General features: G+C 45.4%; 13 protein-coding genes. 9 read left to right on the forward strand and 4 right to left on the reverse strand.

The window, feature by feature from the left end:
* Positions 1 to 136: 136 nt before the first annotated feature.
* Positions 137 to 1,348: a transposase gene (locus F6J90_RS21995; RefSeq protein ID WP_293100681.1), complete on the reverse strand. Its 1,212-nt coding sequence runs from the start codon at positions 1,346 to 1,348 to the stop codon at positions 137 to 139.
* 216 nt (positions 1,349 to 1,564) lie between these two features.
* On the opposite strand from F6J90_RS21995, the gene F6J90_RS22000 reads away from it, so the two are divergent.
* The 3 genes from F6J90_RS22000 (at position 1,565) to F6J90_RS22010 (ending at position 2,262) form a co-directional block, all read left to right on the forward strand.
* Positions 1,565 to 1,762, forward strand: coding sequence for a HigA family addiction module antitoxin (locus tag F6J90_RS22000; RefSeq protein ID WP_293100684.1), 198 nt, complete (start codon positions 1,565 to 1,567; stop codon positions 1,760 to 1,762).
* Positions 1,752 to 1,979, forward strand: a complete 228-nt coding sequence (locus F6J90_RS22005) for a hypothetical protein (protein WP_293098244.1) — start codon at positions 1,752 to 1,754, stop codon at positions 1,977 to 1,979. The genes F6J90_RS22000 and F6J90_RS22005 overlap by 11 nt, the downstream gene beginning before the upstream one ends.
* 133 nt (positions 1,980 to 2,112) lie before the next feature.
* A complete protein-coding gene (locus tag F6J90_RS22010) occupies positions 2,113 to 2,262 on the forward strand; it encodes a hypothetical protein (RefSeq protein WP_293098247.1) in 150 nt (49 codons plus the stop codon).
* Here the strand turns inward: F6J90_RS22010 and F6J90_RS22015 are convergent.
* Positions 2,259 to 5,609: a DEAD/DEAH box helicase gene (locus tag F6J90_RS22015; RefSeq protein ID WP_293098249.1), complete on the reverse strand. Its 3,351-nt coding sequence runs from the start codon at positions 5,607 to 5,609 to the stop codon at positions 2,259 to 2,261. The two genes, F6J90_RS22010 and F6J90_RS22015, sit on opposite strands and share 4 nt — an antisense overlap.
* A gap of 801 nt (positions 5,610 to 6,410) precedes the next feature.
* On the opposite strand from F6J90_RS22015, the gene F6J90_RS22020 reads away from it, so the two are divergent.
* From F6J90_RS22020 to folP, 3 genes are all read left to right on the forward strand, one after another.
* Positions 6,411 to 8,561 (forward strand): polyribonucleotide nucleotidyltransferase, encoded by a 2,151-nt coding sequence (locus F6J90_RS22020; protein WP_293098252.1) that lies wholly within the window; start codon positions 6,411 to 6,413, stop codon positions 8,559 to 8,561.
* Positions 8,562 to 9,057: 496 nt separating this feature from the next.
* Positions 9,058 to 9,783 (forward strand): triose-phosphate isomerase, encoded by a 726-nt coding sequence (tpiA, locus tag F6J90_RS22025; RefSeq protein WP_293098255.1) that lies wholly within the window; start codon positions 9,058 to 9,060, stop codon positions 9,781 to 9,783.
* Positions 9,784 to 9,914: 131 nt separating this feature from the next.
* A complete protein-coding gene (gene folP, locus F6J90_RS22030) occupies positions 9,915 to 10,760 on the forward strand; it encodes a dihydropteroate synthase (RefSeq protein ID WP_293098257.1) in 846 nt (281 codons plus the stop codon).
* An 88-nt stretch (positions 10,761 to 10,848) separates the two neighbouring features.
* Here the strand turns inward: folP and F6J90_RS22035 are convergent, their stop codons facing one another.
* A complete protein-coding gene (locus F6J90_RS22035; RefSeq protein ID WP_293098260.1) occupies positions 10,849 to 11,646 on the reverse strand; it encodes a stomatin-like protein in 798 nt (265 codons plus the stop codon).
* Positions 11,647 to 11,930: 284 nt separating this feature from the next.
* Between F6J90_RS22035 and F6J90_RS22040 the strand changes: the two genes are divergently transcribed.
* A complete protein-coding gene (locus F6J90_RS22040; protein WP_293098263.1) occupies positions 11,931 to 12,065 on the forward strand; it encodes a hypothetical protein in 135 nt (44 codons plus the stop codon).
* Positions 12,066 to 12,263: 198 nt separating this feature from the next.
* Here the strand turns inward: F6J90_RS22040 and F6J90_RS22045 are convergent, their stop codons facing one another.
* Positions 12,264 to 12,869, reverse strand: coding sequence for a DUF4340 domain-containing protein (locus F6J90_RS22045; protein ID WP_293098266.1), 606 nt, complete (start codon positions 12,867 to 12,869; stop codon positions 12,264 to 12,266).
* A gap of 324 nt (positions 12,870 to 13,193) precedes the next feature.
* Here F6J90_RS22045 and F6J90_RS22050 point away from each other — a divergent pair, with 324 nt between their 5' ends.
* Together F6J90_RS22050 and F6J90_RS22055 are read left to right on the forward strand one after the other, a co-directional pair.
* Positions 13,194 to 14,873 carry a S8 family serine peptidase gene (locus tag F6J90_RS22050; RefSeq protein WP_293098269.1) on the forward strand — a complete coding sequence of 560 codons (1,680 nt, stop codon included), beginning with the start codon at positions 13,194 to 13,196 and terminating at the stop codon, positions 14,871 to 14,873.
* A 124-nt stretch (positions 14,874 to 14,997) separates the two neighbouring features.
* Entirely contained in the window at positions 14,998 to 16,290 is a 1,293-nt protein-coding gene (locus F6J90_RS22055) for a tetratricopeptide repeat protein (RefSeq protein WP_293098272.1), read from the forward strand.
* Positions 16,291 to 16,327: the final 37 nt, after the last annotated feature.

Here is a 16,327-nt window from a genome sequence, read left to right on the forward strand (position 1 = left end):
AAACTTCCCCCTATTACTCCCGGTGACATTCTTCTAGAAGAATTTATAAAACCATTCGGCATCAGCGAGAATCAACTCGCTCAGGATATCCATGTACCCGTAACACAGATCAATGCCATCTTGACACTCCCCGCGTCTAAAGACGCGGGGATTCTTCGCTCATAGACTCGACTTGCTGAACCTGGCCGGAGCCAAGAACAGTAGAGGCCAAATCTCCCGAAGCGTTCGGATTAATAATCCAAGTTCCGACGTGCCCCGTCGTACTTGTGGCTCTATTACGGATGTTGATGGCGGCGTTATGGTCTCTATCAAGTTCACACCCACATTCACAGACATGAGTTCTTGTCGATAGGGACTTTTTAACTTCTTCGCCACAATCAGAGCAGTTTTGGCTGGTATAGGCAGGATTTACCGCAACGGTTATCCTGCTGAATTTGACCCCAAAATACTCCAACCACTTCCTAAACTGATACCAACCAGCGTCATTAATAGACTTAGCAAGACAGTGATTTTTTACTAAATTCTTAACTCTTAAATTTTCGTAGGCGACCAGATCGTTAGATCGGATTACGCAACGTGCAAGTCTCTTTGCATGTTCTTCACGCTGCCTACTTATTTTAAGATGCTGTCTACCTAATCTATTAATCGCTTTCCGACGATTGGATGAGCCTTTCTTTTTCCGAGAAACTCGGCGTTGATAAAACTTTAAACGTTTCTCCCCTTGTCTGTAAAATCGGGGGTTAGGTTCGGAATGACCGTTAGAATCTGTGTAGAACTCCTTAAGTCCTACGTCCAGTCCTATCATCTCGCCTGTGTGAGGTACTTCCTCGTTTACATTGACTGCAACGCAAAATTGCACGTAGTACCCATCAGCACGTTTGACTATCCTGACCCGGTTTATCTGCTTTTTGTCGAAGCGCCACAAGTCCCAGGTACCCTTAAGTTTGAGTTTTCCTATCCCTTTTTTGTCCGTGAACGTTATCGATTTTTTGTCAGGGGATAATTTCCATCCTGACTTCTTGTATTCGACACAGCGGGCACGTTTTTGGAATTTAGGAAAACCCTTCTTGCCTGGAACCTTTTTCTTGCAGTTATCGTAGAAACGAACAATCGATGACCATGCCCTCTCAGATGCAGCCTGACGGGCAGTAGAGTTCAGTTCATTGGCAAAAGGAAATTCTTTAGCCAGTATTTTGGAGTACCGGCTAAGGTCACTTTTCCCTGTTCCTTTATTGTCCAGCCACAAACGAATACAACTATTTCGGATAAACTTAACCGTCCGAATGGCTTCGTCTATAGCTGAATATTGGGATTCCTTTCCTTTTGCCTTAAACTCTAAAATAATCACCGAGTCTCGACCTCCTCGACCTTGACCTTCGGTCACGCTACGCGAACGGTCGCCCTAGGCGAACGATATACTTTTATATTAGCATTCCTGTATAAAAGTGTCAAGCAAAAGTCAAGGTTTTTTCACGGCGGCTAAAGACCGCTGCGTTCACCAAGTGTCGCCTACGGCGAGCCTTCATCCCCGCTCGCTTTGTGACGGGGCTTTCGGCTATCGAGGATTTTTGTAAACGGCAAAAAAACCATTACTACCGATACAGCCCTGAGGCTATCCAGATACTTCGGTACTACTCCCCAATTTTGGTTGAACCTCCAACAACATTATGAGCTTGAACTAGCCGAAGCAACCCTAGCTGATCAGATTTTGAAAACGATCAAACCCCTCGCTTCTATTGCGGCAAATGACCATGAAGGGTAAGCTATCAGCTGTCAGTTATCAGCTGTCAGCTATCAGCTTACGGGCATCTTGGTGGAAGGGGCATCAGGTGTGGAATGGGCATCAGGTGTGGAACTGGCATCTTGCCAGTTTCAATATATTTTCGGGCTGGCAGGATGCCCACTCTACTCCTATTCATTCCTTAATTCAGCCCATCTTACGCAACTGCTGGTGGGCAAAAACCCTTTGGTGCTTGTAATAATTCTAGATTCTATAATTTTGCCCACCCTACGCACTCTGGTAAAAGTATCAGTATAAGTCTTAAAAAGTCCCCCTTATTAAGGGGGATTTAGGGGGATCAGTAGACTTGTCAGGTGGGCAAAAACCCTTTGGTGCTTGTAACAATTCTAGATCATAGAATTTTGCCCACCCTACGCACTCTATTGCCTATTGCCTATTGCCTATTGCCTCTGATCTGTTCCCTGTTCCCTGTTCCCTGTTCCCTACTCCCTACTCCCTACTCCCTACTCCCTACTCCCTAATCATCAATCACCGCACTCCGATCAAGCAACACCAAATCCCGCAATTGTTCTGTATTCATTTCCGTCAACCAATCTTCCCCAGCATCCACAGTTTGTTCCGCTAACTGTTTCTTACTTTCAATAATGTCATTAATCTTTTCTTCCACAGTGCCAGTACAGATAAACTTATGGACTTGAACATTGCGTTTTTGACCAATCCGAAAAACCCGGTCAGTGGCTTGATTTTCCACCGCTGGATTCCACCAGCGGTCTACATGAAACACATGATTAGCTCTCGTTAAATTCAATCCAGTGCCACCGGCTTTCAGAGACAGAATAAATATCGATGGACCATCGGGGTCATTCTGGAACCGATCAATCATTTCCTCCCGTTGTTTCTTACGAGTTGCGCCATAGAGAAATAAAACTTCCTTCCCAAATTTTTGCTCTAAATAGGGTTTCAGCAATTTCCCCCATTCCGAAAATTGGGTAAAAATTAAGCCACGGTCTCCCTCAGAAATCGCCTCTTCTAACATTTCTTCCAACCGTCGTAACTTACCCGACTGCTGGCTAGACATCAACGAATTATCTCCCGTTTTCCCCTTAGTCTTTTTCCCCTTACTCTCCAACAGAGCGGGATGATTACACAGTTGCTTGAGTCTCAACAACAAAGTCAAAATCATGCCCTTGCGCTTAATCCCCTCAGCCTCTTCAATTTGTGCTAAGGAATCATCCACCAACTGTTGATAAACCGTAGCTTGGGCTGCGGAAAGACCACAAAAAACATTCATTTCCTGCTTTTCTGGCAAATCTTGAATAATAGACTTATCGGTTTTGAGGCGACGGAGGATAAAGGGTTGCACTAGCGATCGCATGGTCTGCAAGGAATCCCGGTCGCCAAACTTCTCAATGGGTACAGCAAATCGACGTTGAAAGAATTGGCGGTCGCCTAAATACCCAGGATTGAGAAAATCGATAATTGACCACAATTCCGACAATCGATTTTCCACGGGAGTACCGGTTAAGGCAATCCGAAAGCTAGTGGAAAGTTGCTTGACCGCTTGGGATTGCTTAGCGCTAGGATTCTTAATATTCTGAGCTTCATCCAGCACCACCCCCTGCCATTCCACCCCATCCAGGGTAGTCGCATCCCGATATACTAAGGAATAACTGGTAATGATCACCTGCTTAGTCTTAACTGCCTTAGCAAAGGCTTTCCCTTTGGAGCGTTTATCCCCGTGATGGACAATAGTTTTCAGGGATGGCGCAAATTTCCTTACTTCCCGTTCCCAGTTTCCTAGCACAGAAGTCGGACATACCACCAAGCAGGGTCCATTCAGCGTACCTTCTTCCTGAAGATGCAACAGAAACGCAATCAGTTGTGCCGTCTTACCAAGGCCCATATCATCCGCCAGACAAGCACCCAAACCCCAACGTTCCAGAAACGCCAGCCAGCCCATCCCTCTAGCTTGATAGGGTCGCAATTGCCCCTGAAAACTAGCAGGTTGAGGAATCGGCTCCAGGGATTGATTCCCCTGTAAGTTAGTAATTAACTCTTGCAACGCTCCCGATGCTTCAAACTTGACCACTGGTAGTTTGGCCAAGGTATTATTATCACCAGTAGTGATCCGCAAAGCATCCTCTACCGACAGAGTCATGTTATCTGTCGAACCCTTAAACATCTCTTGAGCTGCACGGACATCGGACGGTTGTAAAGCCATCCATTCCCCATCCACCTCCACTAGCGGTGATTTCAGTGCCATCAAGCGATTAAACTCCCGCTTCGAGATGGTTTTATCTCCAATCGCCAGTTGCCACTTAAACTTCAGTAAGCTTTGGAGTCCTAACCGTTGATTCTTCTTTTGTGGTGGCACTTCCGCCACAAGACTAATCCCCAAGCGTTTGGCTCCCGTGCCTGGTTTCAATCCTGGGGGTAAGACAATACCCAAGCCATTCTCTTGCAACCGCCATGCACTAGCCCTAATGAACTCATACACATCTACTATGGTTAGCTCACAAAACTCAGGACGGGATTGGTGTAGGCTAGGTTCAATGGGAGGATAGAGTCGAGTCGCTAATCCTAACCCTTTGAGAAACGTTTCCTGAGGTTGTTCAATGGTTCGCTGGTTAATCTCCAATCGCTCTCCTGAGTGATTCCAAATCGTCTCAGCATCCACCACCAGGTCTGGGTCATCAACCGCTTGTAAGCCATAGGCCAAGCCCCAACTCTCTTGGTCAGAGGTAGGAGGCTTCAGGATAAAACAAGTGCGAAACAGATTGTGGCTCAACCTCTTAGACGTCGGTGTCACTAAATTCTGTTGCACCGGAGTGTTCCAAGTCGAGAGTGCTGCCGCTAATCGACCAAAGGCTTGTGAATCTAGGGCTAGGGATTCTGAATTAGACGAAAAATTAGAAGAAAGCGATCGCAACCATTCCACCATCGGTGATTCTACTACTGGCACCGACTCACCCTTGACAAAATCCCGCACCTGTGTATTAACCACACTACTCAAGAATCCCAGTAGCAATTCCTGAGCCTTAACCAAATCGGTTGCAGGTTTAAGGTTGGGAGGTTGAAGGTTAGCAGGTTGAAGGTTGGTTGGTTGAAGGTTGGGGGGTTGAAGGTTGGGGGGTTGAAGGTTGGGGGGTTGAGGGGTCAAGTGTGGAGAATTAAGCTGTTGTGGATAAGCACAGCAAGCCGAGGGCATGAGCTTGATATACTTTTCTAGACGGACTTGATCGGTAGTACTATCAAGCAGAGGTTGCCAGCAAGCCCTTACCTTACCATCAGGCAATCGGTAAACTCCTGGTAAAAACTTACCCCGATTCAGCAGATCCAAGCTCCACCGCATCACCTGAGACCAAAAACGCAACTCCCCTCCCAGGTAAGCATCTGAGCCTTCAAAAGAGCCAAGGGGTAAGGCTTGCAGGAATCTTACCGCTGCCATCGGTTCCAGACTTACCCCTTGGACTTGCCATGGTTGCAATTCCCACTGGGCAGCCTCTGCACTATCTTGTGAACTATCTAAAAACACTTTGCTAGACAGCACTGGATAAGCTGGTTCACCCTTGAATGATGCTTGAGTAGGTAGGAGAATAATTTGAGACTGCCAGCGATGGTGATGCTGTTGAGCGCCACGCTTACGACTACCTGAACGAGCCTTCTCAGACACCTCTAAAAATTGACCGATGGACAGACTATGAGAACCTAAAAAAGACGTCAATTCTTCCTCAGTCATCCCAAAGGGGTGAGATGACATCTCATTGGCAGTTGTTGATATCTGCGCCTTCGTGCGCCAAGTTTCTCCCCAAATAAATAGATGACCACTAGTTTCCCTAGGTATCCAACTGCCATGTAACGTTGCCATAATAAATTTTGTGTCTTTTTATGTTATCTAGTCCAGGTTTTGTCGATCAAACTTGCTGAATTTCTCCCTTCGGATTAACAGCTATCGTATCTGATTAATAGATTTTATAACAAAGGGAGCAGGGAGTAGGGAGTAGGGAGTAGGGAGTAGGGAACAGCGGAACAGGGAACAGGGAACAGGGAGTAGGGAACAGGGAGTAGGGAGTAGGGAACAGAAATTATCACAATTAATTTAGGATTCCTATAGGTAATTGATGTGATGGTAATTGAGGTAAGCAAAATTAAATTAGTTTAGCTGATCCGGCGATATTAGCCCCAGATAATTGACCCTTCGATTAAGATATCTTCGGTTATTAAAAAATTATATATAGACTATTATAATTAAGCAATATTTATAACATAAAACGGTTAAATAATTTGAGATAGTACTGAAAAAAATGGTTAATTTATAATTAAACTATATGTCTATTAGTGATAGTATTCAGTAGGATTGAAAGTCTTAAAAACCGCTGATGTAACTCCACACTAAAATTGGTCAGTGTCAAAAACAAAGCAACCGTAAGCGCAAAGCAGTTAATCCCTTAGCCAAACACCATCAAAAAGTATAGCGTTTACTAGTCTAATCAGGTACATATAAATTTTTTCATTGCTCCGCGCTCCCTACTCCCTACTCCCTACTCCCTGTTCCCTACTCCCTACTCCCTACTCCCTACTCCCTACTTAACACCCCCCCCGAGTGATAAATGCTACGATTGCGACAGAACGAGAACAGTGATCAAACAAAGAAGGAAAAAGTGCCGAAATGGTAGAGATAGACAAGTCAATATCCTTTGATGGACGGGATATTAGACTCAAAGTAGGTCTACTTGCCCCTCAATCTGGTGGTTCAGTAATGATACAGTCGGGGGATACAGCAGTTCTAGTGACAGCAACTCGTGCCCCTGGTCGAGAAGGGATCGATTTTCTGCCCTTGGTAGTTGACTACGAAGAAAGACTCTACGCAGCAGGTCGGATTCCAGGTGGTTTCCTCAGGCGGGAAGGCCGTCCTCCAGAAAAAGTTATTTTAACTAGCCGTCTAATTGACCGTCCCTTGCGTCCGTTATTTCCCAGTTGGCTACGAGATGATATACAGATTGTAGCAACTACCCTGTCTATGGATGAACAAGTACCGCCAGATGTTTTGGCAGTTACTGGTGCATCGATTGCTGTGTTGCAGGGCAGCATTCCCTTCTATGGACCAATGGCAGCTGTACGGGTAGGGTTACTCGGGGATGATTTTATGATTAATCCCACCTACAAAGAAATCGAAAACGGCGACTTGGACTTAGTCGTAGCTGGTTCCCCACAAGGGGTAATTATGGTAGAAGCCGGTGCCAATCAATTACCCGAACAAGATATAATCGAGGCCATCGACTTCGGCTACGAAGCGGTACAAGACTTGATCAAAGCCCAGCAAGACCTGCTTGAGGAGTTGGGAATTGAAATAGTGATTGGCGAAGCCCCAGCCGTAGACTCGAAACTAGAAGAATTTATCCGCGTCCGCGCCACTGACAAAATTAAAGCTGTCCTCTCCCAATTTGACCTGGACAAAAACGGTCGGGATGTTGCCTTGGATGAAGTTAAGGACAGTGCTGTCAAAGCAGAAATTTCTCAACTCAAAGAGGATGACCCAATCCGTGTAGCGGTTACTGAAGATAGCGCATTAGTCGATAAGCTGTTCAAAAGCCTCACCAAAAAACTGATGCGTACTCAGATTGTGGAAGAGGGAGTGCGCGTAGATGGTCGCAAGCTAGACCAAGTGCGTCCAGTGTCTTGTCAAACCAGTCTATTACCTCAGCGAGTTCATGGTAGCGCTTTGTTCAACCGAGGACTAACCCAAGTCCTATCTACTGTTACCTTGGGAACACCTGGAGATGCCCAAACTCTAGATGACCTTAACCCAGAAGATGAGAAGCGCTATCTGCACCACTACAATTTCCCACCCTTTTCTGTAGGGGAAGTCAAGCCATTGCGATCGCCCGGACGGCGTGAAATTGGTCACGGAGCCTTAGCAGAACGAGCATTAGTCCCAGTGTTGCCCCCTCAACACGAATTTCCCTATGTGATCCGGGTAGTATCGGAAGTCCTCTCTTCCAATGGTTCCACCTCCATGGGCTCGGTTTGTGGTTCAACTCTGGCCTTGATGGATTCAGGTGTACCCATTACCAAACCCGTTAGTGGTGCAGCCATGGGTTTGATCAAAGAAGGAGAGGAAGTGCGCATTCTCACCGATATTCAAGGTATTGAAGACTTTTTGGGTGACATGGACTTCAAAGTCGCCGGTACCGATACTGGCATCACGGCTTTGCAAATGGACATGAAAATCACTGGTTTGTCCATGGATACCGTAGCCCAGGCCATTGAGCAAGCCAAACCGGCCAGACTGCATATCCTAGAAAAGATGCTGGCGGTGATTGACACACCCTCCACAGACATGTCACCCTTTGCTCCTCGCCTCTTAACCATGAGGATTGATCCAGAGTTCATTGGTACCGTGATTGGTCCAGGGGGTAAGACAATTAAAGGAATTACCGAGCAAACTGGGGCAAAAATCGATATTGAAGATGACGGTACAGTTACCGTATCTGCTATGGATGGGGACAGAGCCACAAAAGCTATCAATATCATCCAAGGCTTAACCCGCAAGCTGAATGAAGGGGATGTCTATGTTGGTCGTGTCACCCGGATTATTCCCATTGGTGCCTTTGTGGAAATACTTCCTGGCAAAGAAGGCATGATTCACATTTCCCAACTAGCTGACTATCGAGTTGGCAAAGTGGAAGATGAGTTAGCGGTAGGAGATGAGGTAGTTGTCAAAATACGAGAAATTGACAACAAGGGTCGTCTTAATTTAACCCGTTTGAACATTCATCCCGACGAAGCTGCCGCAGCACGGGAAGCAGCAGCATTATAGCGCTACGCCCCATGGCATTGGCAAGAGGCAAGAGGCAAAAGTTAACAGCGACAGCTTTTGCTGCTTGTATCAATGTCAAACACCTGAATGCTTAGCTGAACCGCGAGAAGCCCCGCACTTTACCTTCATTGGGTAAGTGTCGGCATCAAGCCCGGGGTAAGAGTCGGAACGGAGCTTACCAATGTGATATACTAGGAATGGTAGGGAAGATAAATTAAGAGCTAACCGCCACCTACCAACTAAAAATAGAACTTTTTGTATTGTTCCGGCGCGGAGGGGCATCTCGTGTCGTTAGTAAAGCTTACTGAGTATCCGTTCGCGTAGCGTCGGGCAAAGCCCGATAGCGATGGCTGGAGTTGGTAAGAAGCCCGCGCTGTACCGTGAGGGCAGCGTCGGGAGTATGTCACCAGCAAAAGTTAAACAATTCTGATATAGCCGCAAGTAAAAGCTTTAAACTAAATAATGCATTATGGTTTAGAGATGATTTAGTTAAGCTGTGCGCAAAATTGTTATAGCTGGTAACTGGAAAATGTACAAAACTCAAGCGGAAACCGCTGAGTTTTTAAAGGGATTTTTGCCTGAGCTGGAGCAAACTCCCATAGAACGGGAGGTTGTTCTGTGTGCTCCCTTCACCGACTTAGGTGTGATGTCTGAGCATGTACAAAATACTCCTGTACAGATCGGGGCTCAGAATATCCACTGGGAAAATGCTGGAGCCTACACTGGTGAAATTGCTGGTGCAATGCTCAAGGAAATTGGTGTGCGCTATGTCATTGTTGGTCATAGTGAACGGCGTCAATACTTCGGCGAAACTGACGAAACCGTTAATAAACGCCTTCACGCTGCTCAGCGTCACAGTTTGATTCCAATTCTGTGTGTTGGGGAAACTAAAGCACAACGGGATGCTGGTCAAACAGAAGAAATTATTACCAAGCAGTTGGAAAAAGACCTAGTCAACGTTGACCAGCAAAATTTAGTGATTGCTTACGAACCGATCTGGGCAATTGGTACTGGAGACACTTGTGATGCATCAGAAGCGAATCGAATCATTGGATTGATTCGCTCCTTACTCAAGGAAGCTAATGTCCCAATTCAATATGGTGGCTCCGTCAAACCCAATAATATTGATGAAATTATGGCTCAATCAGAAATTGATGGAGTACTGGTGGGCGGAGGAAGCTTGGAACCTGCTAGCTTTGCCAGGATTGTCAATTATCAGTAGTTGTGATTAGTTATTGGCTAATTGTTAATTGTTAATTGTTAATTGTTAGTTAGCTTATTATTAGTTAATTGGTTAATTGGTTAATGGCAATGGGCAATTTTAAATTTGCAATTAGCCATCAGCCATAAGCTATGGATAAAGGAAAATTAACCATCCAGAACTATTCTTTCCACTGGGGCAAACGAACCTATATCATGGGTATCTTGAACGTTACCCCCGATAGTTTTAGTGATGGCGGAGTATATTATACCCTAGAAGCTGCCTTAAGGCAAGCTCACGCTCTAGTAGATGCTGGTGCTGATATTATCGATATTGGTGGTCAATCGACTCGACCTGGTGCCGAGCAAATTTCCCTACCCGAAGAACTAAAACGAGTTGTGCCTGTGGTAGAGGGAATCCGTTCAGTGGTGAAGATACCGATTTCTGTCGATACCACTAGAGCATCTGTGGCTAAGGCTGCGGTAGAAGCTGGTGCGGATATGGTCAATGATATTTCCGGTGGCACATTTGACCCAGACATGTTGCCAGTCGTAGCGCAGTTGGGGGTACCCATTGTATTAATGCATATCCGAGGCACCCCCGTTTCCATGCAAAAACTGACTGATTATCAAGACTTAATTGGGGAAATCTATAGCTTTCTTGAGAATCAGGTCAATGCCGCAATCGCAGCAGGAATTAAGCGATCGCATATTATTATTGACCCAGGCATTGGTTTTGCCAAAACCGCTGAGCAAAGTGTAGAGATTCTGCGGCAACTGCCTAGGTTTGATGCCCTTGGTGTACCGATGTTAGTCGGAGTATCTCGCAAAAGCTTTATTGGACGCATTATCAATCAACCAGACCCCAAGGATCGAATTTGGGGAACTGCTGCGGCTTGTTGCAGTGCCATTGCCGGTTCAGCAGACATCCTGCGGGTACACGATGTTCGCCAGCTCTATGATGTCTGCCGTGTTGCTGATGCGATTTGGCGTGTTTAAGTATTCAGCGGTCAGCAATCAGCAATCAGTTATCAGTTATCAGTTATCAGCTAATGTGCGTAGCGCATATGCTTACATTATTATAGTCCTAATTACTCTCGCCCACAGATTCAGTTTGAAGCAAATCGGTCATAGCTTCGCTCAGTGCTTTTGGATCCATAAAGACGACTTTAGAATTGCTGCTTTCACCTAATTTTTCATTGGCTTCTACATAGCGTTGAGCGATCAAGAACTGTAGGACTTTCTGAGTATTAGCTTCCTCTTCAAGAGCTTTGGAGATCATTTGGATCGACTCCACTGTACCTTCAGCCTGTAAAATTTTGGCTTGTTTCTCACTCTTAGCAGCTCGCTCCTTCTCTAGGGCATCGATAATAGTCTGGGGTGGTTTAATCTCTTGCACCTCAACCCGCATCACCTTGACTCCCCAATCAGCAGAGGCATCATCTAGTTGTTGCAATAAGTTCTGATTGATTCTGTCTCGAGAGGCATAAGTCTCATCTAGTTCCAACTGACCAATGGTAGAACGCAGGGTGGTCATGACTAAATTTTCAATCGCCTCATGAACATTGTCTACAGCATAAAACGCTTTGTACATATCTAAAATTTGCCAATACACGATCGCATCGACTTCTACCTGAACGTTATCTTTGGTGATTGCCTGCTGGGGTTCAATGTCTAAAATCTGCTCACGGGTACTCTCTTCTACGGCAATCTTGTCTATAAACGGAACTACATTGAAGTTAAGACCAGGCTCTAGTTTTTTACGATACTTACCAAAGCGTTCTACAAGAGCTTCATTTCCCTCTTGAACAACTTTTGTGGTACCGACGCTGTAGCCAAAGGCTACTAAAATAACTGGGGCGAGTATGCTAAGAAGAATATCCATAGTGTTTAAGATCCTTTTAGGAGAATAATCAATTTGATGTTGCGGCTAGCATTTGCTAGAACTAACTTTATCAATAGAAGAGCAAAAAATGTGTGTATAGATAACTTTCACTCTAGCGACCCCTGGGTTGACTGTCAAAGCTGTTATCAAAACTACGGAGAAGCTAACTTCTGTGGATGAGGGGTATTACCCTCACCATTACCCTCACCTATACTTATACCGAGTTGCATTCAAAGAGAGTAGATTGGTTGGATAGGGAGATAGGGAGATAGGGAGATGGGGAGATGGGGAGATGGGGAGATGGGGAGATGGGGAGATGGGGAGATGGGGAGATTGGGGGAACAGAAAATTGTACCTTTGACCGCAACTTAAGTATTAGAAACTCAGAACACAAGAGAGGGAAGATCCGCAAGAACTAAAAAAGTAGGTGATCAAAGCAGATTTGGTGTAAGCATTCAGCTGTCAGCCGTCAGTGCTCAGTAGTCAGCTTTTTGTATTCAAAAGCACCGATTGCGCTACGGGCACGCTGCGCGAACAGTAGCGTGCCCGTAGCGCATTAGCTGATAGCTGATACGCGACACGCTGATAGCTAATAGCTGAATGCTTACAATTTCGTACTAGTCAGTTTTTTCAGCAGCAGATGGCTTGTCTTCTTCAGCCTTGTCCTGATTAACCAGCCATTCTGAGAGGGGGCGTGAGACCGCATACTGAAAGTCCACTGGCACTAACAGCACCTCCGACTGCTCAGATTTGGAATCCAGTGGTAGGATTTGAGCATATAGGAAACTGCGAGTAAAGTCCAAGTTGCCTAAGATCAGCTTCGGAGTGTCCTGATTTTTCAGTTTCACTGTTATAGTTGCTGAGGGCTTGTCCAATCCATACTCTGGAAGTTGGTCAGGGCTAACCGTCAGAATGCGATCGCTTTTGCCCTGAGCCAGCAAGTTCAACAAAAAGGAAACAACCGCATCACTGGCTGTCGCCTCTTTGGGCTTTTTCATCCGCCAACCCGATTCTGGCTCACTGGCTCGCTCAAATACTAAGGTCTTGTCATCACTATTAACAGTAAAAGATTGAATCTCGTCTTCAGTGAAATTAAATATAGGTTTTTTAGGGATTTTAGCAGCTTCTCGCTTTTCAGAACCCTGAATTTCATAAATATATACACCTCCCCCCAGGAGGATGGCACAAATGACTAAAATCAGAGTTGTCCGTTGTAGTTTCATGGGAGTGAACTGCATCGATCTAAACACAGCTTAATACGTTATAGGGATTCTCAATTGGGTGAGGTACGCCGCCCTTGGGGTTAATGGGAGTAGGGAGTAGGGAGTAGGGAGTAGGGAGTAGGGAGTAGGGAGTAGGGAGTAGGGAGTAGGGAGTAGGGAGTAGGGAAGTCAGAAGAGGAATCTCCTCTTGCCCCCCTTAATAAGGAAGAGGGAAAAATCCTGTTTACCTCACAAATATGAGAAACCCTATAGCTAGATCTAGGGAAGTGTTTGGGAAATTGCTAAGTAGTCGGACATCAATCAACGCGCTCTATGTAAAGAATTATGAAAATTCCGATCCAAAAAACACTGGTATGGCTATTGGGTGGTTTAAGTATCTCAGGGGTAATCGCGCCAGCCTTGGGATTAGATACATCAATCTCAGAAGCTGGTATTAATGTCTATCGGTTACACCAACCCCCCTATAATTTAACAGGTCGCAAAATTGCCATTGGGCAAGTGGAAATTGGTAGACCTGGGTTATTTGGTAAGGATAAGGCCGCTATCAAGAATCGGACAGTAACTCCTGCGGGAGTATTTTATCGTAACACCCCAGCACAACCTAATACCCATGTTGATGAACATGCGGCTATGGTAGCAGCTGTGATGGTTAGTCGAGACAAAGGGTTGCCGGGAGTAGCACCTGGGGCAAAACTCTACGCTTCAGCAGTTGGCTCCCTGTCTAGGAGTGGACAACCGGAAGAGTGCTTGTCGGCTCAGCATATTGCTCAGCAAAATGGCTCAGATGTACGGGCAATTAATTTTAGTTTTGGTGAATCCCTACAGCGGGACCCGAGGGAGAAAGCGGTGCTGGATGGCAATGCGCTGTTAACTCTATGTATCGATTGGTCAGCTAGGGTGCATGATGTGTTATATGTGATTGCTGGCAACCAAGGGAAAGGGGGCATTCCTATCCCCACAGATAATTTTAATGGTATCAATGCAGCATACACAGCCAAGCGTCAGGGAGTTTTTAATAAGATAGACTTTGCTAACTTGAGTGCTTTACCAGTTGGTATTGGTCGTCGTCTGATTCGGCAAGAAATTAATGTTGGTTCCCGCCGCTCCATTAATTTGGTAGCTCCTGGCAACAAGATATCCTTGTATGACCTCAAAGGTAAAGTGACTAAGGTCAGTGGTACCAGTTTTGCTGCTCCCCATATCACTGGTGCTGTAGCATTGCTACAGGAATTTGGTGATTCCGCTTTGCGCAAGCTGCGCTCAAGACAACAAAAACTATTCTTGATGCAGTCGCTCAGAGCGGAAACCACCAATACCGGTCTGCATCGCTTGTGGATGAATTGGAGTACAGATTCCCGACGCCATGAAGTGATGAAGGCAGTCTTGCTTAATTCTGCTGACAAAATCCAAGATCTCGGTGATGGGATGCTACTAGGGATGAGTCGCACGATTCGGGCAAAGGATAATCACAACTGGTTAGAGTCTGATGCTTACCAAGACCCTAAAATTCCTCTGGATATGCAGATGGGGACAGGACATCTCAATGGGTTTCGAGCTTACCAGCAATTTAAACTCGGCCAATGGAGTCCCAGTGGCATTGGAGTGCCACCAGTAGGTTGGGATTACCGTGCTGTGGAGAAATCATCTTATCGGGACTATGTGTTGACAAAACCCCTAGCAGAAGGAAGTTTTATCTCCTTGACTCTGGCTTGGGATCGTTTGGTGGAGTTGGAGGATGAGAATAATAATGATGCTTATGATGTTGGGGAGAGTTTTCGCGATCGCGGTTTGAATAATCTTGACCTCTATTTAATGCCAGTGGGAGAAGAGGACACTACCAAAAGTGTCTGTGCTTCTATAAGTGAAGCGGATGCTGTGGAACATATTTTCTGCAAAATCCCTGCTCAGGGTCGCTACAAAATTCGGGTTCAGTATCAACAACAAGTTAATCAGCCGTCTCAAGCTTATGGTTTAGCTTGGTGGACAGTTCCAGATCCCCAATGAGAGGCAAGATAGGGAAGATGGGGAAACTTGGAAACTTTCCTGACATCTGGGAAACTCATGAATTTTACCAAATTTTCCTGATCAAAATCACAAAAAAAACAATAATAAAGCAACTACAGTAGGAATGGTAGTTGATTCAGAGTCAGAAGGAATGGAAGCAGAGTTTTACTACCGAGGAATAGATAAGATTCGTCAAGGAGACTTGAACGAAGCAATTGAGGAATTTGACAAAGCCTTAGAGATTAATCCGAACTTCGCCGAAGCCTACTATAAACGAGCTATGGCTCGCTTTGACTTAGGGGATCAACAAGGTGCGATCGCCGATTATACAATGGCTTTACAAATCAATTCTGAAAGTATTGAAGTTTATTTCGGGCGGGGTTTGGCTCGATTGGCACTGGGAGATGCCACTGGAGCAATAGAAGATGCCAATCAAATACTTAAGATTAATCCTAACCAGCCTGCAGCTTGTAAGCTTCAGGGTAGTGCCTACCGTAAGTTAGGAGATAATCAGGCTGCGATCGCATCATTTAAACAAGCAGCTCAGCTCTACCTAGACCAAAAAGATAAATTAAATTGTCGTCGTTGTCTTGAGAGTATCAATCAAATTCAACAACAGCAAATACTAGCTTTGGGTCGAGCGCAGACTAACGATTTTTGCCATCAAGCAATCAATAAAGTTAACACAGGCAAGTACCGAGAAGCCTTGGAGGATTTCAACTGGCTCCTTGAGGTTGACCCCAAAAATGCTCAAGCTTATTGCTATCGAGGTATTGTTCACTGCAAACTCCGTGATTACAGGAGAGCAATTCAAGACCTTGGTCAAGCCATGGAACTAAATCCCCAAGATGCTCAGGTCCGTTACCATCGAGGATTAGTACGTATTGAACTGGGAGATTACCGGGGAGCTATTGATGACTTGACCAAGTTACTACAAAGCAATCCGGAAAATCGGGATGTCTTGATTCATCGGGGTAATGCCTATATCCAGATGGGAGACTATCGCCAAGCCATCGAAGACTATTCCCGAGTTATTACTCTTAAACCCAATGATGCTCAATCATATCGTTATCGGGCAACCGCTCGTGAAAAGTTTGAGGATCTACGGGGAGCATTTGAAGATTATCAACAAGCGGCAAACCTGTATTTCGATCAACAAGACTGGACTAATTATCGGAAACTGCTCGATAAGCTCAAACAGCTACAGCCATTACAACTGAGCGAGGGGTCGAGCAATCGAGAATCACAAGCACCATCAAATACCAAACCTAGTAGGGAGTTGCAACAAAGACTACTGAGACTGGTAGGAGGACAATCGGATATCGCCACACGCCTACTTGACTTGGCTAAAGGAAAATACCCGGGGATGCCAGAAAAATGGTATTGGGAGAAGGTGATCAAAGATTTAGAACGATAGCGCTATAGTAATTTAAATATTGATAGCACTAGCGACA

This window comes from Moorena sp. SIOASIH (assembly GCF_010671925.1).
GTDB lineage: Bacteria > Cyanobacteriota > Cyanobacteriia > Cyanobacteriales > Coleofasciculaceae > Moorena.